Source organism: Maridesulfovibrio zosterae DSM 11974, from assembly GCF_000425265.1.
In the GTDB taxonomy this organism is placed as follows: domain Bacteria; phylum Desulfobacterota; class Desulfovibrionia; order Desulfovibrionales; family Desulfovibrionaceae; genus Maridesulfovibrio; species Maridesulfovibrio zosterae.
The window spans coordinates 432,707-449,418 of sequence record NZ_AUDC01000010.1 but is presented as its reverse complement, the minus strand read 5'-3'; the positions used below and the strand labels follow the sequence as shown (position 1 = coordinate 449,418).

15 protein-coding genes are annotated in these 16,712 nt (G+C 41.6%); 14 read left to right on the top strand and 1 reads right to left on the bottom strand.

Features of this window, described 5'->3' with window-relative positions; genetic code table 11:
• Positions 1-149 precede the first annotated feature (149 nt).
• From H589_RS0102760 to fliQ, 14 genes are all read left to right on the top strand, one after another.
• Positions 150-3,326 carry an efflux RND transporter permease subunit gene (locus H589_RS0102760; RefSeq protein ID WP_027720619.1) on the top strand — a complete coding sequence of 1,059 codons (3,177 nt, stop codon included), beginning with the start codon at positions 150-152 and terminating at the stop codon, positions 3,324-3,326.
• Positions 3,327-3,850: 524 nt separating this feature from the next.
• Positions 3,851-5,179 (top strand): APC family permease, encoded by a 1,329-nt coding sequence (locus tag H589_RS0102755; RefSeq protein ID WP_027720618.1) that lies wholly within the window; start codon positions 3,851-3,853, stop codon positions 5,177-5,179.
• A 129-nt stretch (positions 5,180-5,308) separates the two neighbouring features.
• Complete coding sequence (locus tag H589_RS0102750) at positions 5,309-5,602, top strand: Hpt domain-containing protein (RefSeq protein WP_027720617.1); 294 nt, start codon at positions 5,309-5,311, stop codon at positions 5,600-5,602.
• 123 nt (positions 5,603-5,725) lie between these two features.
• Positions 5,726-8,128, top strand: a complete 2,403-nt coding sequence (gene topA, locus H589_RS0102745) for a type I DNA topoisomerase (protein WP_027720616.1) — start codon at positions 5,726-5,728, stop codon at positions 8,126-8,128.
• A 394-nt stretch (positions 8,129-8,522) separates the two neighbouring features.
• The gene (gene era / locus H589_RS0102740; protein ID WP_211225329.1) at positions 8,523-9,443 is read left to right on the top strand and encodes a GTPase Era; all 921 of its coding nucleotides are present in this window, start codon (positions 8,523-8,525) and stop codon (positions 9,441-9,443) included.
• Between the two features lie 106 nt (positions 9,444-9,549).
• Positions 9,550-10,257 carry a YggS family pyridoxal phosphate-dependent enzyme gene (locus H589_RS0102735; protein ID WP_027720614.1) on the top strand — a complete coding sequence of 236 codons (708 nt, stop codon included), beginning with the start codon at positions 9,550-9,552 and terminating at the stop codon, positions 10,255-10,257.
• Between the two features lie 114 nt (positions 10,258-10,371).
• Positions 10,372-11,133 carry a motility protein A gene (locus tag H589_RS0102730; RefSeq protein WP_027720613.1) on the top strand — a complete coding sequence of 254 codons (762 nt, stop codon included), beginning with the start codon at positions 10,372-10,374 and terminating at the stop codon, positions 11,131-11,133.
• 32 nt (positions 11,134-11,165) lie between these two features.
• Complete coding sequence (locus tag H589_RS0102725) at positions 11,166-11,999, top strand: OmpA/MotB family protein (protein WP_027720612.1); 834 nt, start codon at positions 11,166-11,168, stop codon at positions 11,997-11,999.
• A 9-nt stretch (positions 12,000-12,008) separates the two neighbouring features.
• Entirely contained in the window at positions 12,009-12,737 is a 729-nt protein-coding gene (locus tag H589_RS0102720) for an OmpA family protein (RefSeq protein ID WP_027720611.1), read from the top strand.
• Between the two features lie 29 nt (positions 12,738-12,766).
• Positions 12,767-13,270, top strand: coding sequence for a flagellar basal body-associated FliL family protein (locus tag H589_RS0102715; protein ID WP_027720610.1), 504 nt, complete (start codon positions 12,767-12,769; stop codon positions 13,268-13,270).
• A 107-nt stretch (positions 13,271-13,377) separates the two neighbouring features.
• Complete coding sequence (gene fliN / locus H589_RS0102710) at positions 13,378-14,067, top strand: flagellar motor switch protein FliN (RefSeq protein ID WP_027720609.1); 690 nt, start codon at positions 13,378-13,380, stop codon at positions 14,065-14,067.
• Positions 14,060-14,425, top strand: a complete 366-nt coding sequence (gene fliO, locus H589_RS0102705) for a flagellar biosynthetic protein FliO (RefSeq protein ID WP_027720608.1) — start codon at positions 14,060-14,062, stop codon at positions 14,423-14,425. The genes fliN and fliO overlap by 8 nt, the downstream gene beginning before the upstream one ends.
• Positions 14,358-15,152 carry a flagellar type III secretion system pore protein FliP gene (gene fliP, locus H589_RS0102700; RefSeq protein WP_035074700.1) on the top strand — a complete coding sequence of 265 codons (795 nt, stop codon included), beginning with the start codon at positions 14,358-14,360 and terminating at the stop codon, positions 15,150-15,152. The genes fliO and fliP overlap by 68 nt, the downstream gene beginning before the upstream one ends.
• Positions 15,153-15,388: 236 nt before the next feature.
• Positions 15,389-15,658 (top strand): flagellar biosynthesis protein FliQ, encoded by a 270-nt coding sequence (fliQ, locus tag H589_RS0102695; protein WP_027720606.1) that lies wholly within the window; start codon positions 15,389-15,391, stop codon positions 15,656-15,658.
• A gap of 81 nt (positions 15,659-15,739) precedes the next feature.
• Here fliQ and rlmB read toward each other — a convergent pair whose 3' ends face one another.
• Complete coding sequence (rlmB, locus tag H589_RS0102690; RefSeq protein WP_027720605.1) at positions 15,740-16,495, bottom strand: 23S rRNA (guanosine(2251)-2'-O)-methyltransferase RlmB; 756 nt, start codon at positions 16,493-16,495, stop codon at positions 15,740-15,742.
• Between the last annotated feature and the right edge of the window lie 217 nt (positions 16,496-16,712).

Here is a 16,712-nt window from a genome sequence, read left to right as displayed (position 1 = left end):
CTGTTATTATTCTGTATTGTTTTAAGGGCATCGGGACAACGACCTTTAATGTCGCAGGATAGTGCAGCATTAGAACTATCAGTTCAAAATGATTTAATCCTTAGGAGGGCCTTCCTATAGGTTCTCTGGAATTATGTCGGAGGCATGGCATGAAAGGTTTGATGCGATTCACACTTAAGCAGACAGTTTTTATTAATATTATTTTTATTCTGCTTATGGTGGTTGGTATATTCAGTATGACCGATTTACCTATTGAACGTTACCCTAACGTTCACATGGGTAAGGTCATTATTAATGCTTTTTTACCAGGGGCTTCTCCATCTGACGTTGAAGCTCTTGTGACTAAGAAAATTGAAGATGCGTTGGATGATCTTGAAAACGTAGAATATATCAGGTCACGCTCTTTTCGTGAACGGTCCAGTATCCTGGTGAAGTTTATTGATGATACTGATTATGCAAAGAGTTATGATGAACTCAGGTTTAAAGTTTTATCTATCCAGAATGATTTGCCTCGTGAAATGGACCCTCCGACTTTTACTGAGATTAATGTAAATGAATGGTTACCGGCAATCAGGGTTTGCTTAGCTGGTGATCGTGCAAACAGGGCTTTGGCAATGATGGCTGATGAAATGAAAGTTCAGCTGCGTAAAATTACCGGAGTTAATGAAGTAGAGGTTGAAGGCGAATATACCCGTGAATTTCATCTAAATCTTGATCCGCATAAGCTTATCCGTTTTAGGCTGACTTTTGATGACGTGGCTCGCGCACTTGAAAATGCTAATGTTTCTATTCCTGCGGGGGATTTTGTTTCCAACAGCGGCGAATATGTCATTGTTGTTGACGAACGTTTTCGAACCCGTGAAGAGATTGCCGATACCATTGTGAGAATGGATGGTGATGGTTCATTTGTAACTGTCGGAGATGTTATGAGTGATGGTCGGGTTGCGTATCGTGACCCGCAGGTGATCACTTCGATTAACGGTCAGAACGCAGTTACTTTGAAGATCGTTAAATCTGAAGACGGTAATGCCGTGACCATTGCAGAAGATGTTGAAGCCATTACAGCTTCTTTCAAGGATATGCTGGAACAGGAGGGCGTAAAGCTGATCCTGACTAATGATCAGCGTCTTCATATTGACGATGCGATCAACACTTTGGGAATGAATCTTCTTGTAGGTATTGTCCTGGTTTTTATAGTTATATATCTGTTTATGGGCATTAGAAATGCCATGTTGACTACTATCGGAGTACCTTTTGCATTTCTGGTCACTATGATCATCATGAAACTGACCGGAAGTTCTCTTAACCAGATTACTTTGTTTTCTTTTGTTTTGGTCAGTGGGATTATCGTGGATGATGCCATTGTTGTCGTTGAGAATATTTTCCGTCATGTTCAGGAGGGGAAAAATCTTAAAGAGGCCGTTATTGACGGTACGTCGGAAGTTTTTTTGCCTGTTATTTCTGCCACAGCAACAACTGTTGCTGCTTTTTTACCTATGCTGATAATGAGCGGCTCTACCGGAGAATTTTTTGCACAGGTGCCTAAAGCTGTAACATTTGCTCTAGTGGCTTCTCTTATTGAATGTCTGCTGATCCTTCCTCCACATTTTCTTGATTGGCCGGGGGCAGATAAATTAATCCAGAATAGAGAAAAATTCACTCGTGAACCTGTTTTCATGCAACCTCTCAGGCGCTGGACAGATAGACTTCTTTGTATAGTGATGCGTTTCAGGTTTATCTCACTGACAGCCGTATTCGGGGCATTTGTTATTGCTATGATTATTTTGGGAGTGTCCATTTCCGGCACAATTCCGCTTATTAAAATCAAGTTTTTTCCAGATGACTACTCTTTATATTATATTGAATTAGAAGGACCGGTTGCAACACCTATTGAAGTTACTTCTGATAAGCTTAAACGGATTTCTGTTTTTATGGAAAAAATGGGACCCGGGATGACTAAGTCTGCTACGGCTTTTGCCGGATTCTATTTAAATGAAGATTATGAGACGGTACACGGAAGCAATCTGGGAAATATTGTGGTTGAAATGCCAGCAAAAAATAAACAGATTTTTTCCGATGCACCTGAAAATGATCCAGGTAAGCATCTTGATTTTATACGCAATGCTCTCAAAAAGTATGACGAAGACGGCTGGACTTTCAGAGTGCGTCCAGAAAAGGACGGTCCACCTGCTGGTAAGGATATCAACGTGCGGATTCTTGGTCAGGATCATTTATCCGTACAAGGGTTATCTGCTGCGATAATGAAATTTATTCAGGAAAACAAAGAGTTAGGCCCACACTTAGTCAATTTATCCACCGATGATGGAACCCCTAACCGTATTTTCAGGTTTAAACCGATCAATAGCAGGGTTGCTGAGTACGGCCTGACTCCTAAACAGATTGCGTCATTATCAGGGGCTGTATTGGACGGACGGTTTGTTGGTAAATTCAGACTTGCTGATGAGGACGTTGATTTGCGGCTTAAAGTTGACCCTGAATTTTTAGATAACCCTGAAGATGCCCTTTCAATTCCAGTGCTTGAACACAACGAAAGTCCTGTGCGACTTGGTGATATTTGTAATGTTTCTATTTACATGGAACCGGGGCAGTTTAACCGTTTTATGAGTCAACGCGCAGTAACTATAACAGCGAATATTAAGCCTGGATCAAAGCTTTCATCACCTGCAGCTGTAAATCGTGTTCAGAAGTTTTATGAGTCTGTACGGAGTGAATTTCCAGGTGCTACAATAAACTTTTCCGGAGAATATGAGTCAACTAGAAAGTCATATACATCTTTAATATATGCTTTTTTAATCGCAATTATGTTGATTTATTTGATTCTGGCAACTCAGTTTCAATCTTACGCTCAGCCGGTGATTATACTGTCTGCAGTAGTCTTTTCTCTTACCGGTGTTATTTTGGGAACATTTTTTTCTCAAACTATTTTTACCGTGAATAGTTTTATTGCTACTGTCGGGGTTACAGGTGTGGTGGTTAATGATTCTCTTGTTCTGCTTGATTTTATGAACAGGCTTTATAAGGAGGGCATGAATCGTAAAGATGCTTTGCGTGAAGGGGTACGTATCAGGCTAAGACCTATTTTACTTACAACTTTGACTACGACACTTGGATTGTTACCAATGGCTATAGGGTTCCCTTCTTATTCACTGGTATGGGGTGCAATGGCTTCAACCTTTGTAACCGGACTGTGTACTGCTACTTTTCTGACTCTCTTTATAATTCCGGTTGAGTGGGATTTGCTTATGGGATTTATGGAATGGAAAGAAAAGCGTAAACATCGTCAACAACAGTTTGATTTTAGGTAAATAGTATTTTGTCTTTATTACAGCGAATTAGCTTTGTACGGGCTGTTGTTGGAATTTAATTCCATCAACAGCCCGTATTGGTTTGGTAGCTAAAAATTAAGGTTACAAAGTCTTTAATATTTTAAATCCAAATAGCTTAAAAACTTTATTTTGATACAGTTATAGTTATTAAAAATAAAATGGCTTTAGCTATGATTTTGTATGCAAATCATGTTTTTGATCATGAAAATAGGTTTAAAATTTTCATATGCACAATTTCTTTACATCAATTTAATTTTTTGACAAAAAGGGCAAAAAAATCTGGACATGATTAAAATATGGGCGCAAAGAGATTTGTTTGTGCCTTATTATGCGAGCAGTGTGACAAATTTTCATATGTATCTGCCGCAGTAATCTTTTAGGTATGTCTAATTGCGCCGTTTAAGTGTTGAGGTTTTTTTTCGTATGTAACTTTTTAATGATGCATATGTTTTTGAAATACGGAGAAAATTTTTGAAAGTAGTATGAAAGGGGTGAAGTCAGGGATGGAAAATTTAGAGAAGAAATATGGATTTTGGACTGCTACTGCAATGGTGGTCGGAATTGTAATAGGTTCCGGTGTTTTTTTTAAGGCCGATGATGTTCTTAATGCTGCTGGTGGCAGCCTGACAACTGCGCTGACTGCGTGGATTATCGGTGGCTTAATTATGGTTGTAACAGCATTTGTTTTTGCAAATATTGCAACACGTATTGAGAAAGTTAACGGTGTGGTTGATTATTTTGAAGAAGCTTATGGGGAAAAAGCCGGATATTTAGTCGCCTGGTTTCTTACTTTTATTTATTACCCTACTCTTGTTGCCGTTTTGGCATGGGTTTCAGCTAACTATACTGTTGGATTATTGGGACTTAAACAGGGTGTATGGCCGATTTCGTTTTTTTACCTTACAGGTTTCTTTTTGTTGAACTACTTTTCTCCTGTGCTTGCAGGAAAGTGGCAGGTCACATCAACAGTGATAAAACTGATTCCTCTTGGTCTTGTTGCCGTTGTTGGGGGAGTTGCCGGTCTTATTAGTGGGCAGACTATGCAAAATTTTGTACACGCTGCTCAAAGTGTTTCGAGCAGCGGTGGTGGGCTTGCTGTTGCTACTCTGTCAACAGCCTTTGCATATGAAGGCTGGATCATTGCTACCGTTATCAATGCAGAGCTTAAAGATGCAAAACGAACCCTGCCGAGGGCTCTTGTTGTCGGTACCATTGTAGTTATGGCTATCTACATGTTGTACTACATGGGGATTTCCGGTGTGCTTACGAACGATCAGGTCCTTACTGAAGGTGACGCTGCACCTGTTATGGTTATTTCTCTTATTTTCAGTAAGCTGAGTGGTACTATTCTTACTGTTTTTGTTATTATTTCTTGTCTTGGGACACTTAACGGTTTGATTATGGGGTCAGCTCGCGGAATGTATTCCATAGCTTCAAGAAATCTTGGTCCTAAGGCCAAGTTTTTCAGTAAAGTTAACCCCAAAACAAATAGTACTATTAATTCTGCTCTTATAGGTTATTTTCTTTCCTGTATGTGGCTGGTTGTCTGGTATGGAAATTTTAATGGCTGGTGGGGACAGTTCATGGATATATCTGAACTTCCTATCGCATTTATTTATGTGATTTATATATCTATTTATATCTGGGTAATGAAAACCTTCACCGATCTGGGAAGTATCAGCAGATTTATCTGCCCTATGCTCGCCGGTGCAGGATCTCTTTATATTATCTGGGGTGCTATCCAGAAGGATATGTTTATACACTTCTTAGCTATATCGCTTGTGATAATAGGCAGTGGTTATCTGCTGATGAATAGCTCCAAACGAAGCTGACGTTGTAAGAAGTTGCATAAATAAGAGTTAAATGTATGATGCCCGCATTAATTAAATGCGGGCATCTTTTTTTGAATTATAAGTAATAGGTAATGAAAAGTGTCCGCAACTGACTGATGTGGGGGTACTTTGAAAAGTTTTGAGAAGCAGCTTATTGAGCTGAATAAAAAATACGCTGCTGCCCTTGGTGACAGACTTGCTGAGCTTGAGGCATATCTGTCAGCATATGAATTATCAGGTTCAGATGTTGAACTGGTTAAACTATATAAGGGGGCTCATGCCATAGCTGGGTCAGCTCGAACTTTCGGATTACCTGAAGTGACGGTCAATGCAAAAAAACTGGAATTGGCCGCTCGTGATGAAAGTGAAATAAAAATTTTACAAAAAAATTTAGCAGCATTAAAAAAATGCATTTCTTCCTGATTATTTAGTGGTTTAAAAATAATCTTACTTGGTTGTCCTTAGGGATTTTGCCCGCTGAAAAGCTTCCTGTATGCACTTTTTATAGTTGCATAGTGTCCTCTTGATGGTTATAGGCTCCAAACTATGAGCAAAGATTTGATTGTTGTTGAGTCCCCGGCAAAGGTGAAGACTATTAGCAAGTTCCTTGGCAAGAACTATCAGGTGGCTGCGTCTGTCGGTCATGTGCGTGACCTGCCAAAAAACAAGCTAGGAGTTGATGAAGACGGTGATTTTACCCCCCAATATCAAGTTATCCCCGGTAAAGAGGATGTAGTAAGTAAGCTGAAAAAAGCGGCAGCTAAGGCTGACCACGTTTATCTGGCACCTGACCCCGACCGTGAAGGGGAGGCTATTGGGTGGCATGTTGCGGCTATTATTAAAGAAGTTAACCAAAATATCAGCCGTATTCAGTTTAACGAAATTACTGCCCGTGCCGTAAAAGAAGCGCTGAAGCATCCTAAGCCTCTCAACGAGCAGCTTTTTGATTCTCAACAGGCCCGTCGTATACTGGACCGTTTAGTCGGGTACAAAATTTCTCCTATTCTTTGGAAAAAAGTTAAAAGAGGTATCTCTGCCGGGCGTGTACAATCTGTAGCACTTAAGCTTGTAGTTGAAAGGGAAAAAGCCAGACGGGCTTTTATTCCTGAGGAGTACTGGCTGTTCAAGGTTCATTTGGAAGGTAGCAATCCACCACCTTTTATTGCCGATCTCTGGAAGGTTGATGGTAATAAGGCTGAGATTGGTTCCGCTGATGAAGCTGAAGCCCTGGAAGGCTCCTTAAAAGGTGCTCCGTTCGAGATAACCGACCTTACTGAAAAAGAGCGCAAACGTAATCCGCTTCCTCCTTATATTACATCCACTCTGCAGCAGGACGCCAACCGCCGGCTTGGTTATTCTGCAAAGCGGACAATGACTGTTGCTCAGCGTTTATATGAAGGTGTTGAGTTTGGTGACAAAGGAACAACTGCGCTCATCACTTATATGCGTACTGACTCTGTTCGTATTGCTGATGAAGCCCGCGACACTGCAAAAGCACTCATCTTAGATAAATATGGTAAGGAGTTTTATCCTGCTAAGCCCATGTCATACAAATCTAAGGGTAGCGCTCAGGATGCGCACGAAGCTATCAGACCTGTTGATGCTAATATTCAGCCTGAAGACGTAAAAGCATTTCTGCCAGCAGATCAGTTTAAGCTTTACAAGCTAATCTGGAGCCGTTTTATTGCTTCTCAGATGGCTCCTGCCAGGTTTTGGGATACAGTCGTTACTATCAATGCAAAGAATACCGTTTGGCGTTCCAAGGGGGAAAGATTACTTTTTCCCGGTTTTATGCGTGTGACCGGTAAAACCGGTGATGAAAAGCTGATTGAACTTCCTAAGCTTGAGAAAGGCGAAGTGCTTAAGGTTAACAAGCTGGAAAGTGAGCAGAAGTTTACTCAGCCTCCAGCCCGTTATTCTGAAGCATCCCTTGTCCGGGAGCTTGAAGAAAAAGGTATCGGCCGTCCTTCAACTTACGCATCTATTATTTCCACAATTCAGGATCGTAGCTATGTTACTCTTGAAGAAAAGAAATTTATACCTACAGAGCTTGGATTTGTTGTAAGCAACCAGCTGAGTGAGCATTTCAAAGAACTTATGGATGTTGGGTTCACTGCTGCTATGGAAAAGCAGCTTGATGATGTTGCTGAAGGCAATATCGAGTGGACCTCGCTCATGAAGGATTTTGTAGGTGGTTTTTATCCCACTTTGGAGACAGCATCAAAAGAGATGAAGAAGGGTGGGGAAGATACCGGCATTACCTGTGATAAATGTAATTCGCCAATGGTCATTAAATTTGGCCGTACAGGAGAATTCTTAGGTTGCTCCAATTATCCTGACTGTAAAAGTATTGTAAATTTTACTCGTGATGAAAAGGGTAAGATTGTCATTCTAGAAGAACAACCTGTCGAAGATACAGGTATTACTTGTGAAAAGTGCGGTTCTCCTATGACGATCAAACGCTCAAGCCGGGGTGAATTTTTAGGTTGCTCCGGATACCCTGATTGCCGCAACATCAAGAATTTTGAGCGTGACGACGATGGCAAAGTCAAAGTTGTTGAAGTGCCTGAAGCTATGAAGGTTGGTAAATGTCCTGACTGTAAAGACGGGGAGCTTATAATTAAGCATGCCCGTACCGGAAGCCGTTTTATCGCTTGTTCTAATTATCCTGATTGTAAGCATGCCAAACCGTTCTCTACCGGAGTTAAATGTCCGCGTGAAGGATGTAAGGGTGAGCTGGTCGAAAAAAGTTCTCGCAGAGGAAAGATTTTTTACTCTTGTGATCAGTATCCTGATTGCGATTATGCTGTCTGGTACCCTCCTATTGATGGACCGTGTCCTAAATGTGATCACCCCGTGCTGGTCAAAAAGACCACTAAGGCTAAAGGGGCTCATATTGCATGTCCCGAAAAGGGATGTGGTTATACTAGAGAGGATGATGAGGCATAACTTATTGTCAGGTAACAAGTATTTGCCGTGGCTAGAAGTAAGTTAGACTTTTTCTAATATCACAAATTGATTAATTAACCCTTTCCGAGGTTGCTCGGAAAGGGTTTTGCCATTAATTAAGCTTTTCATTAAGCATTGCTGATTATCCCAATTGGCGTCATAGCCATTTTTCGTGTAGTTTCGCATTTGAATGCTTGCCGGTAGGAGAACACATTTTTGAGCAGCTGAGATTATAGATGTGTCTAATATAAAGGCTGTGTGATTTGTTCCCATTGCTATTTAAACTGCCCAAAGCATATTGCGTATAGCATGTTTATTTCTTATGTTGTGTAACATGCAGATATATCTAATGTAATCTGTTTTAATAATATGAAGTTAAAATTTAAAGGAATTAATAAAAATGTCTGAATATAAATTTGGCTGGGTGGCGTTAATCGGTCCGCCTAATGCTGGCAAGTCAACTCTTATGAATTACTTTCTGGGGCAGAAGGTTGCCATTGTATCTCCTAAACCGCAGACTACTCGTAACCGCATCAGCGGTATTTTGAGTAACGATGATGCGCAGGTTGTCTTTCTGGATACACCGGGTATTCATCGCATGCGTGGCAAAATGAACAGATTTCTGCTTGATTCTGCATGGGAAGCTCTTGGGAGTTCCAACGCTATTGTTGTTTTATTTGATGCAGCTCTCTATTCTTTGAAGCCTCACCTGATGGAGCAGGAGCTTGCCCCTATAATTAAGCCTGTTAATCATTCCGGTCGTCCACTTTTTGTGGCAGTCAATAAGGTCGATAAAGTTAAAGATAAGGCGAAACTTCTTCCTGTTATGCAGAAAGCTCAGGAGCTCTGGCCTGAAGCTGAGTTTTTTCCTGTGTCTGCCCTTAAAGGGGAAGGTGCTGATGTTCTGCTTTCAAAAGTAGTTGAAAGCCTTCCTGAAGGGGCTCCGATGTTTCCTGAAGATCAGGTTTCAACTGTCCCGATGCGTTTTATGGCCGCTGAAACTGTTCGTGAAAAACTTTTTATGAGCTTGCAACAGGAACTTCCATATTCTACAGCTGTTGAGATTGAATTCTGGAATGAGGAGCCTGAGAGAGGTATCGTAAATATCGGGGCTATCATCTACACTACCAAGAAAAACCATAAGGGCATGATTATTGGTAAGGGTGGACAGAATTTAAAGAAAATCGGTACACAGGCACGTAAAGAACTTGAAGAGATGTTGGAGATGAAGGTTATGCTGGAAATCTGGGTGAAAGTCCGTGAAGGCTGGACCGAAGATGTTGGTTTTTTGCGGTCACTCGGACTGGGTGAATAACCTGTTTAGGATGGTTTCTTGTTCTTTTGTTTTCTTTTTATTAAAGAAATTTATATAATCAACCGAATTTTAGTATAGGCCGTTTGAAAAATGCGGTGGTAAGAAGATGAGTAATAGGGAAAAAGAGCTGATTGAAAATATTGCAGAGGTTAAAGATGAAGTGCTGAATGCTACTGCACGGGCTGGCCGTAAACCTGATGAAGTAAAGCTTTTGGCTGTATCTAAGCTACATGCTGCCTCTGATATTGAAATTTTGTATCGAGCAGGGCATCGCTCATTTGGTGAGTCCTATGTGCAGGAAGCACTAGCAAAGCAGGAAGAATTGTCTGGCCTTGATATCGATTGGCATTTCATTGGCGGTTTGCAGTCAAAGAAAGCTAAGTATGTAGCTGGAAAATTCAGTGCAGTGCATAGCGTAGATTCATCTAAGCTTGCTGTGTTGTTGAATAAAAAAGCTGAGTCACTTGGTGTTGTTCAGAATGTATTTATTCAGGTTAATACCGCGTGTGAAGGTCAAAAGTGCGGAGTAGGTGAAGAGCAGCTGCCTGCATTTGTTGAAGAGATAATGGAACTTGAGAATTTAAATCTCAAGGGTCTCATGGCTCTGCCTCCTTTTTTCGATGATGCGGAAGGAGCCAGACCTTATTTTGCAAGATTACGTATGCTTGCTGAGGGGATGGAGAAGCTTTTCGGAATAAAACTTCCTGAGTTATCCATGGGCATGACTGGAGACTATCGGGTGGCTATTGAGGAAGGTTCCACAATGGTCAGAGTTGGAACAAAGATCTTTGGGCAAAGGCCTGGATATAATTAAAGTGTGACAGCCTGAGTAGAATCAGGCTGTTTATGAACGCTTGTTTAGACTGGGCTTTGTAATTAATTTGAATCTGATTTTTTAGATTCATAAACTTACCCACAGGCGGATTGAATGGATCTGGGTACAGTCATAGGGATAGTTCTTTCATTCGGGCTGGTACTTGCGGCTATTCTTGTCGGAAGTCCCTTGGGTATTTTTATATCTGTTCCTTCACTGCTTATTGTTGTGGGCGGGACTATAGGAGCTTCGCTTGTTAACTACCCGATGGGACATGTTGTCGGTGTAGTCGGAGTTATTAAAAAGACATTTTTTTCAACTCTTGAATCTCCTCAGGATATTATTGATAAGTTTATGGATTTTGCCAATCGTGCCCGTCGCGAAGGTATCCTTTCTCTCGAACCAGCATTGAAATCAATTGAAGACGATTTTCTTCGTAAAGGACTTCAGCTAACAGTTGATGGTCTTGAGCCGCAGGTTATCCAGGAGATCCTTGAAACCGAAATTCAGTACCTTGAGAACCGGCATGAGACCGGGGCTGAAATATTAAAAATTTTTGCTGATTTTGCTCCTGCAATGGGTATGATCGGTACTGTTATCGGTCTGGTTCAGATGCTTCAGACAATGAGTGACCCAAGTACAATCGGTCCTGCTATGGCCGTTGCATTGCTGACAACGTTATATGGAGCTATTCTCGCCAACCTCGTTTTCACACCTATGTCCGGAAAACTGAAAACACGTAGTAAGGAGGAAGTCCTGCTGCGTGAAATGGTTATGGAAGGAATTATTTCTATTTCCAAAGGAGAAAACCCCAAGATCATCGAAGAGAAGTTGAATAGCTTTTTACCGCCTAAAATACGTAAAATAACAGACTAATTCTGCGGTCAGGCAGGTGAGCGGGGGAGTGCATGGGTAGACAGAAAAAGCCAGAAGAACCGGAAGGTCAGCCGTTATGGCTGATTACTTTCAGTGATCTTATGACCTTGATGCTTACCTTTTTTGTTCTGCTTGTAAGCATGTCTGTTGTTGATGAGCGGCGTAAACTGGTTGTTCTTGGTTCTATTATAGGAACCTTTGGTTTCGGCAGCAGAGGGTATGATGTCCTATCTCATGGAGATTCCCGCCGTACTGTCGAGGTTGGGCCAATGGAGGTTCAGTCTGATCTTGAACCGATAAAGCCCCTTCTTTGGGAATTTGCAGAAGAAGATTTGCGCTTTGAGTCCAATCGATTTGTGCAGATTCTTTCCATTGGGGCTGATGTACTTTTCACTCCAGACAGTACTGCCGTGTCTGTTAAGGGTGCTAAAATACTTGATACAATTCTTCCAATTCTCAAGCGGGTCAAGCATCCAGTGCTTATAGCCGGACACACTTCTATTTTACGTGATGAACTTGGAGAGGATTATAGGGTTGAAGACAAGAACCTGATTCCTGATATCTCATGGAAGATCTCGCTTAGTCGTTCGCTTGCGGTTTATAATTACCTTGTCAGAAGTGGGATGAACCCAGAAATGCTCAAACTTGAAGCTTTTGGAAAATTCAGGCCACGTTACACAAATAACGATGCTGAAGGGCGTAAGATGAATCGCAGAGTTGATCTTGTGCTTGATAAAAGAAGTGCTGATATTGCGCGTGAAGTTAAAGAGTATCAGCCTCCTAAGCGTAAAGATGATTCTTTTAAATTTGACGGTTTTGAGTTTCCCATTGAAGGGACCGGCGGTGCCGGTCAGCAAAAACAGTGATGGAAAGATATGGGGCGTGATAAAGTAAAAAAACCAGCAGATCCGGGAGGAGCATGGCTGGTCACATTTTCTGATCTGGTGACCTTGCTTTTGACTTTTTTTGTGCTCTTGCTAAGTATGGCTTCCATGGACCATAGTTTTATCACGAGGGTTACCATAATGCCTGCTGAGCTTGGTTTTCTAGATAAACGTGGCTCCGGTAGGGTTACAGCTAAGGTTAAGCTGGTCAGCGAATTTCTTGAAAGACCATGGGAAGTTTTGGAGAGACAGAACAGAATTAAAGATTTACTCTTTCCAGATGATGTACTGCCTCCAGAGATGGATCGGGCTACTCTTAATGAAAATCTTAAAGTTCTGGCAAAGCCGGAGGGAGTTGCTCTTGTACTGACTGATAAGCTAATGTTTCCATTAGGAAAGTCGGAGCTTGATGATAGTGCTAAAATGCTGCTTTACCAATTTGTTCCGGTGCTTGATTATCTTGGGACGGCTGATGTGAATGTTTCAGGATACACTGATAATGTAGGTGGAATGAGTCTTTCAAATTTTCAGCTTTCCGGTGACAGGGCAATGGCGGTACTGACATATTTTGTTAAGCAGGGTATTGCTAACGAGCGGTTGAGTGTATCTGCTTATGGTCCGATGTTCCCGTTATATAGTAATATTAGTCCAGAGGGACGCAATCAGAATAGACGCGTTGAGATACTGATAAAAACAACTCCCCATATGGGTGGATACTAGGATATTATAACTAAAGAGGTTTGATACACATGGCTGACGAAAGTAGCGAAGAACCGAAAAAAAAAGGTGGCTTAGTTAAGTGGATTATACTGCTTGTGCTTCTGGGTGCACTTGGTGGAGGTGGATTTTTTGCCTATCAGAAGTTTTTTGCTGCCCCGCCTGAGGATGCAGCTGAAGTTGCTGCGGATGAAGCGAAAGCAGTTGACCCTGATGCCGCACCATTGCCAGGTAGCGGTTTCAACGTGACTTTACCTGTGTTTGTTGTCAACCTTGCAGATCCGTTAGGACGTCGATACCTTAAACTTGGCATTGATGTTGAAGTTGTCAGTGAAGAAGCTTCAGCTGAATTGTCGAAAAAAGAACCTATGGTTAAAGATACTTTGATACTGCTGCTTTCCAGCAAGACATTTCAGGACCTTTCCAGTATGGAGAACAAGATTCTTTTGAAGAAGGAAATTGTTGACCGGCTGAATCAGATTATGGGTGGGTCAAAAGTTTTACAGGTATATTTTACCGATATGGTTATTCAGTAGCATGGATTTTGCTAGATAGACCGTTGGAGTGTCGTTTTTATGTCTTTTTGCTCTGCAAAATCAATTTTTATGGATAACGGGATGAACATAGTCGGAGGTAAGCTGCAATGATATCAGATGATCTTGATCAGGACAAACTTGCACAGGAGTGGGCTGATGCACTGACTGATGACTCTGACGGTAGTGATCCTCTAGGTGAAGATCTTGGCTCCGGTGGAGATGATGACCTTGCAGATGAATGGGCTGCTGCTTTGTCAGAGTCCGGTGATGCCGGTTCCAGTGATGATGACCTTGCAGATGAGTGGGCTGCTGCTTTGTCAGAGTCCGGTGATGCCGGTGGAGATGATCTTTTGGGGGCAGGAGCCGGAGGCGGTGGAGACGACGGACTGGCAGATGAGTGGGCTGCTGCACTTGCTGAAGATACCGGAGACGATATCCGCAAAGAAAAAGAGCAGGAATTTCTCCGTACTCAAACCCGCGATGCCGATTTCAAGGACCTCACCAATGAAGCTAAGAATCCTCGCCATGATGGTTCCAGACGTGATCTAGACTTTATTCTTGATATTCCACTTGATGTTTCAGCTGAGCTTGGGCGTGCTAAAATGCTTATTAATGAGCTGCTTCAACTTGGTACAGGCTCTGTTGTAGAGTTAACTAAGCTTGCTGGTGAACCTCTCGAAATCTATGTTAACGGAAAGCTTGTTGCACGTGGTGAGGCTGTCGTAATTAATGAGAAATTCGGTATAAGGCTTACTGATATCATCAGTCCTATTGAAAGGGTGAAACACCTTGCTTAACGCAACAGATGTTGTCCCACTTGTTCCTGACGCCGGGGTGGGGTCAGTTCTTAAGATGTCCGGGGCACTTTTTTTTATTTTGGCAATGCTGTTGCTTGCTTATTATTTTTTGCGCCGATTTAATATTGGTGGCTCTTTTCCCGGTGCGAGAAAGGGCGATTTGCAAATTGTTGAAAGGCTCCCCCTGGGACCTCGTCAGAATATCACAGTGATAAAATACCGTGATCGGGAAATGGTAGTTGGCATCACTCACGACAGAATAACTTTGCTTCATGCAAGGGATGAAGGGAATGTTAAGAATAAAAGCGAATTTGCCGGATATCTTGAAAAAGAAAATACCGGCTCTTCTGACTCTTAGTGCAGTGCTTTTGCTGGTTCTACCGGCGATTGTTTTTGCACAGGATCAGACTATACCGACCCTCACTCTGAATCTTGCCGCAGGGCAGTCAGAGCCTGAGCAGGTCTCTAAACTGCTTGAAATTCTTTTTCTGCTTACTGTTCTGGGTATGGCACCGTCAATTATGCTGACTATGACCTCATTTACCAGAATTATCATTGTTTTTCATTTTTTACGCCAAGCTATGGGCACGCAGCAGATGCCGCCCAACCAGATTCTGGCTTCTCTTGCCATTTTCATGACCGTGGTCATTATGATGCCTACAGGTAAAGCCATTAATGACACAGCACTTCAGCCTTACCTCAATGAGGATATAGGTTTTTCTGAGGCCTTGGATAAGGCACAGATTCCTGTTCGTAAGTTCCTTTTTAAGCATACCCGAGAGAAAGACCTTTCAATTTTTTATTCTATTACGGGTGAAAAGCGGCCTGAGACAAAAGAGGATGTAAATACGATGCTCCTTATTGCCGCTTACACTATCAGCGAGCTTAAAACTGGATTTACCATTGGTTTTCTTATTTACATACCTTTTCTCATTCTAGATATGGTTATCGCAAGTATCCTGCTTGCCATGGGTATGATGATGCTGCCACCTGCTATGGTGTCGCTGCCATTCAAAATATTACTTTTTATCATGGTTGATGGGTGGACACTTTTGACAGGGTCTATCGTCAACACTTTTCAGTGACCTAGTATTAGTGCGACTGGTGAATAGAGGATTAGTCCGTCTATGGGAGCTGAAATCTATTTAAGAGTTTGTTTCGTATCTCGGGTTTTAGTTTTAAGTGGCGTGAAGTAATAATTTAATAAATTTTATTTGATATTGTTGATTTAGAACTGTTATCTTACCTGAGTTAGATAATTAAACTTTACGCGAAGCTTATTAAATTTTTGTTTCCGCAGAGAGCCTCTGGAGGCACTTTTATGACTCCTGAATTTGTAATCGGATTTGCTAAGCAGTCTATTGAACTGGCTTTGACACTTGCTCTCCCCATGTTGGGAGTCGGGTTAGTGGTCGGTATTTTTGTTTCAGTTATTCAGGCCGCTACTCAGATTCAGGAAATGACGCTTACTTTTGTGCCGAAAATTGTTTCAATGTTTATTGCGCTGCTTTTTGCCTTTCCTTGGATTATGGATAAGATGATCGATTTTACGCGAAATATATTTTTGAATTTGCCTAATTATATTAAATAAATTTATTTAAATTCACTTAATATAAAAAATCCCTGCAGGTTTTTCCTACAGGGATATTCTCATGTATAATTAGGAAGGATATTACGAGTTTCTTCTTGAGAATTCGCCGATAAGCATCGCTCCAGCCTGAGCTACATTCAAAGAGTCGAAATCCCGTCGAAAGGGAATATGTATCATTTTCTGGCAACGTTTTTCTACGTTGAAACGAATACCTTTTTCTTCATTACCGAGTACAAGTATTGCTGGAAGATGAATATCTGCTGTGTATGCTGAAGATGAATCTTCGGCCAGCCCGGCGCCATAGATATTAATTCCCATATCAAGAGCTTTATCTAGTGATTGAGCTATGTTCGCAACTCTTGCTACAGGTAGACGGGTCAAAGCCCCAGCACTTGATTTTACTGCAGCAGGACCGAGGAAAGCTCCACCGTGACGGGCTGTAACTATTCCTGCCCCGCCGAGCGCATAGAGTGAGCGGGCAAGTACACCGATGTTGCCCGGGTCTTGGACCTGATCAAGGACAATAAGCAGCGGCAGTGGTGCTTCAGATAAATTTTCCAGCATATCATCAAATTCAGTATATGACATTGCAGCTACTTTGGCGATGACACCCTGATGATTACCGGCGTATACACGGTTCAGTTCGATTTTATCTGTAATTTTATATTTTATTCCAAATTTTTTGCAGCGCTGAATTGTTCTTTCGAAATTCTTGTCCTGACGCCCTTTCTGCAAGTAAAGCATGTCAATCTTTTCCGGAGCTTCTAAAAGCAGCTCCTGGACAGGATTACGGCCTGCTATGATGGTATTGTCGTCTTCTCTACTATCTTTTTTCATCTAATTTTACCTTATACTTAAAAAATATGAAAAAATGCTAATTGGATAAATATGTTAATTAATATTTATTCCAGTGCATCAAATAAAATGGGGTTAATTCGCTTCTTTGAATTGGGCAATTAATAAGCATTGTTACAACAAATCTAAAATTCAATAGAAGTAAACGTGTCGGTTGACCTCATCTTTAAAACGGGTAAAAGCCTTGTGGCTAAGCCGT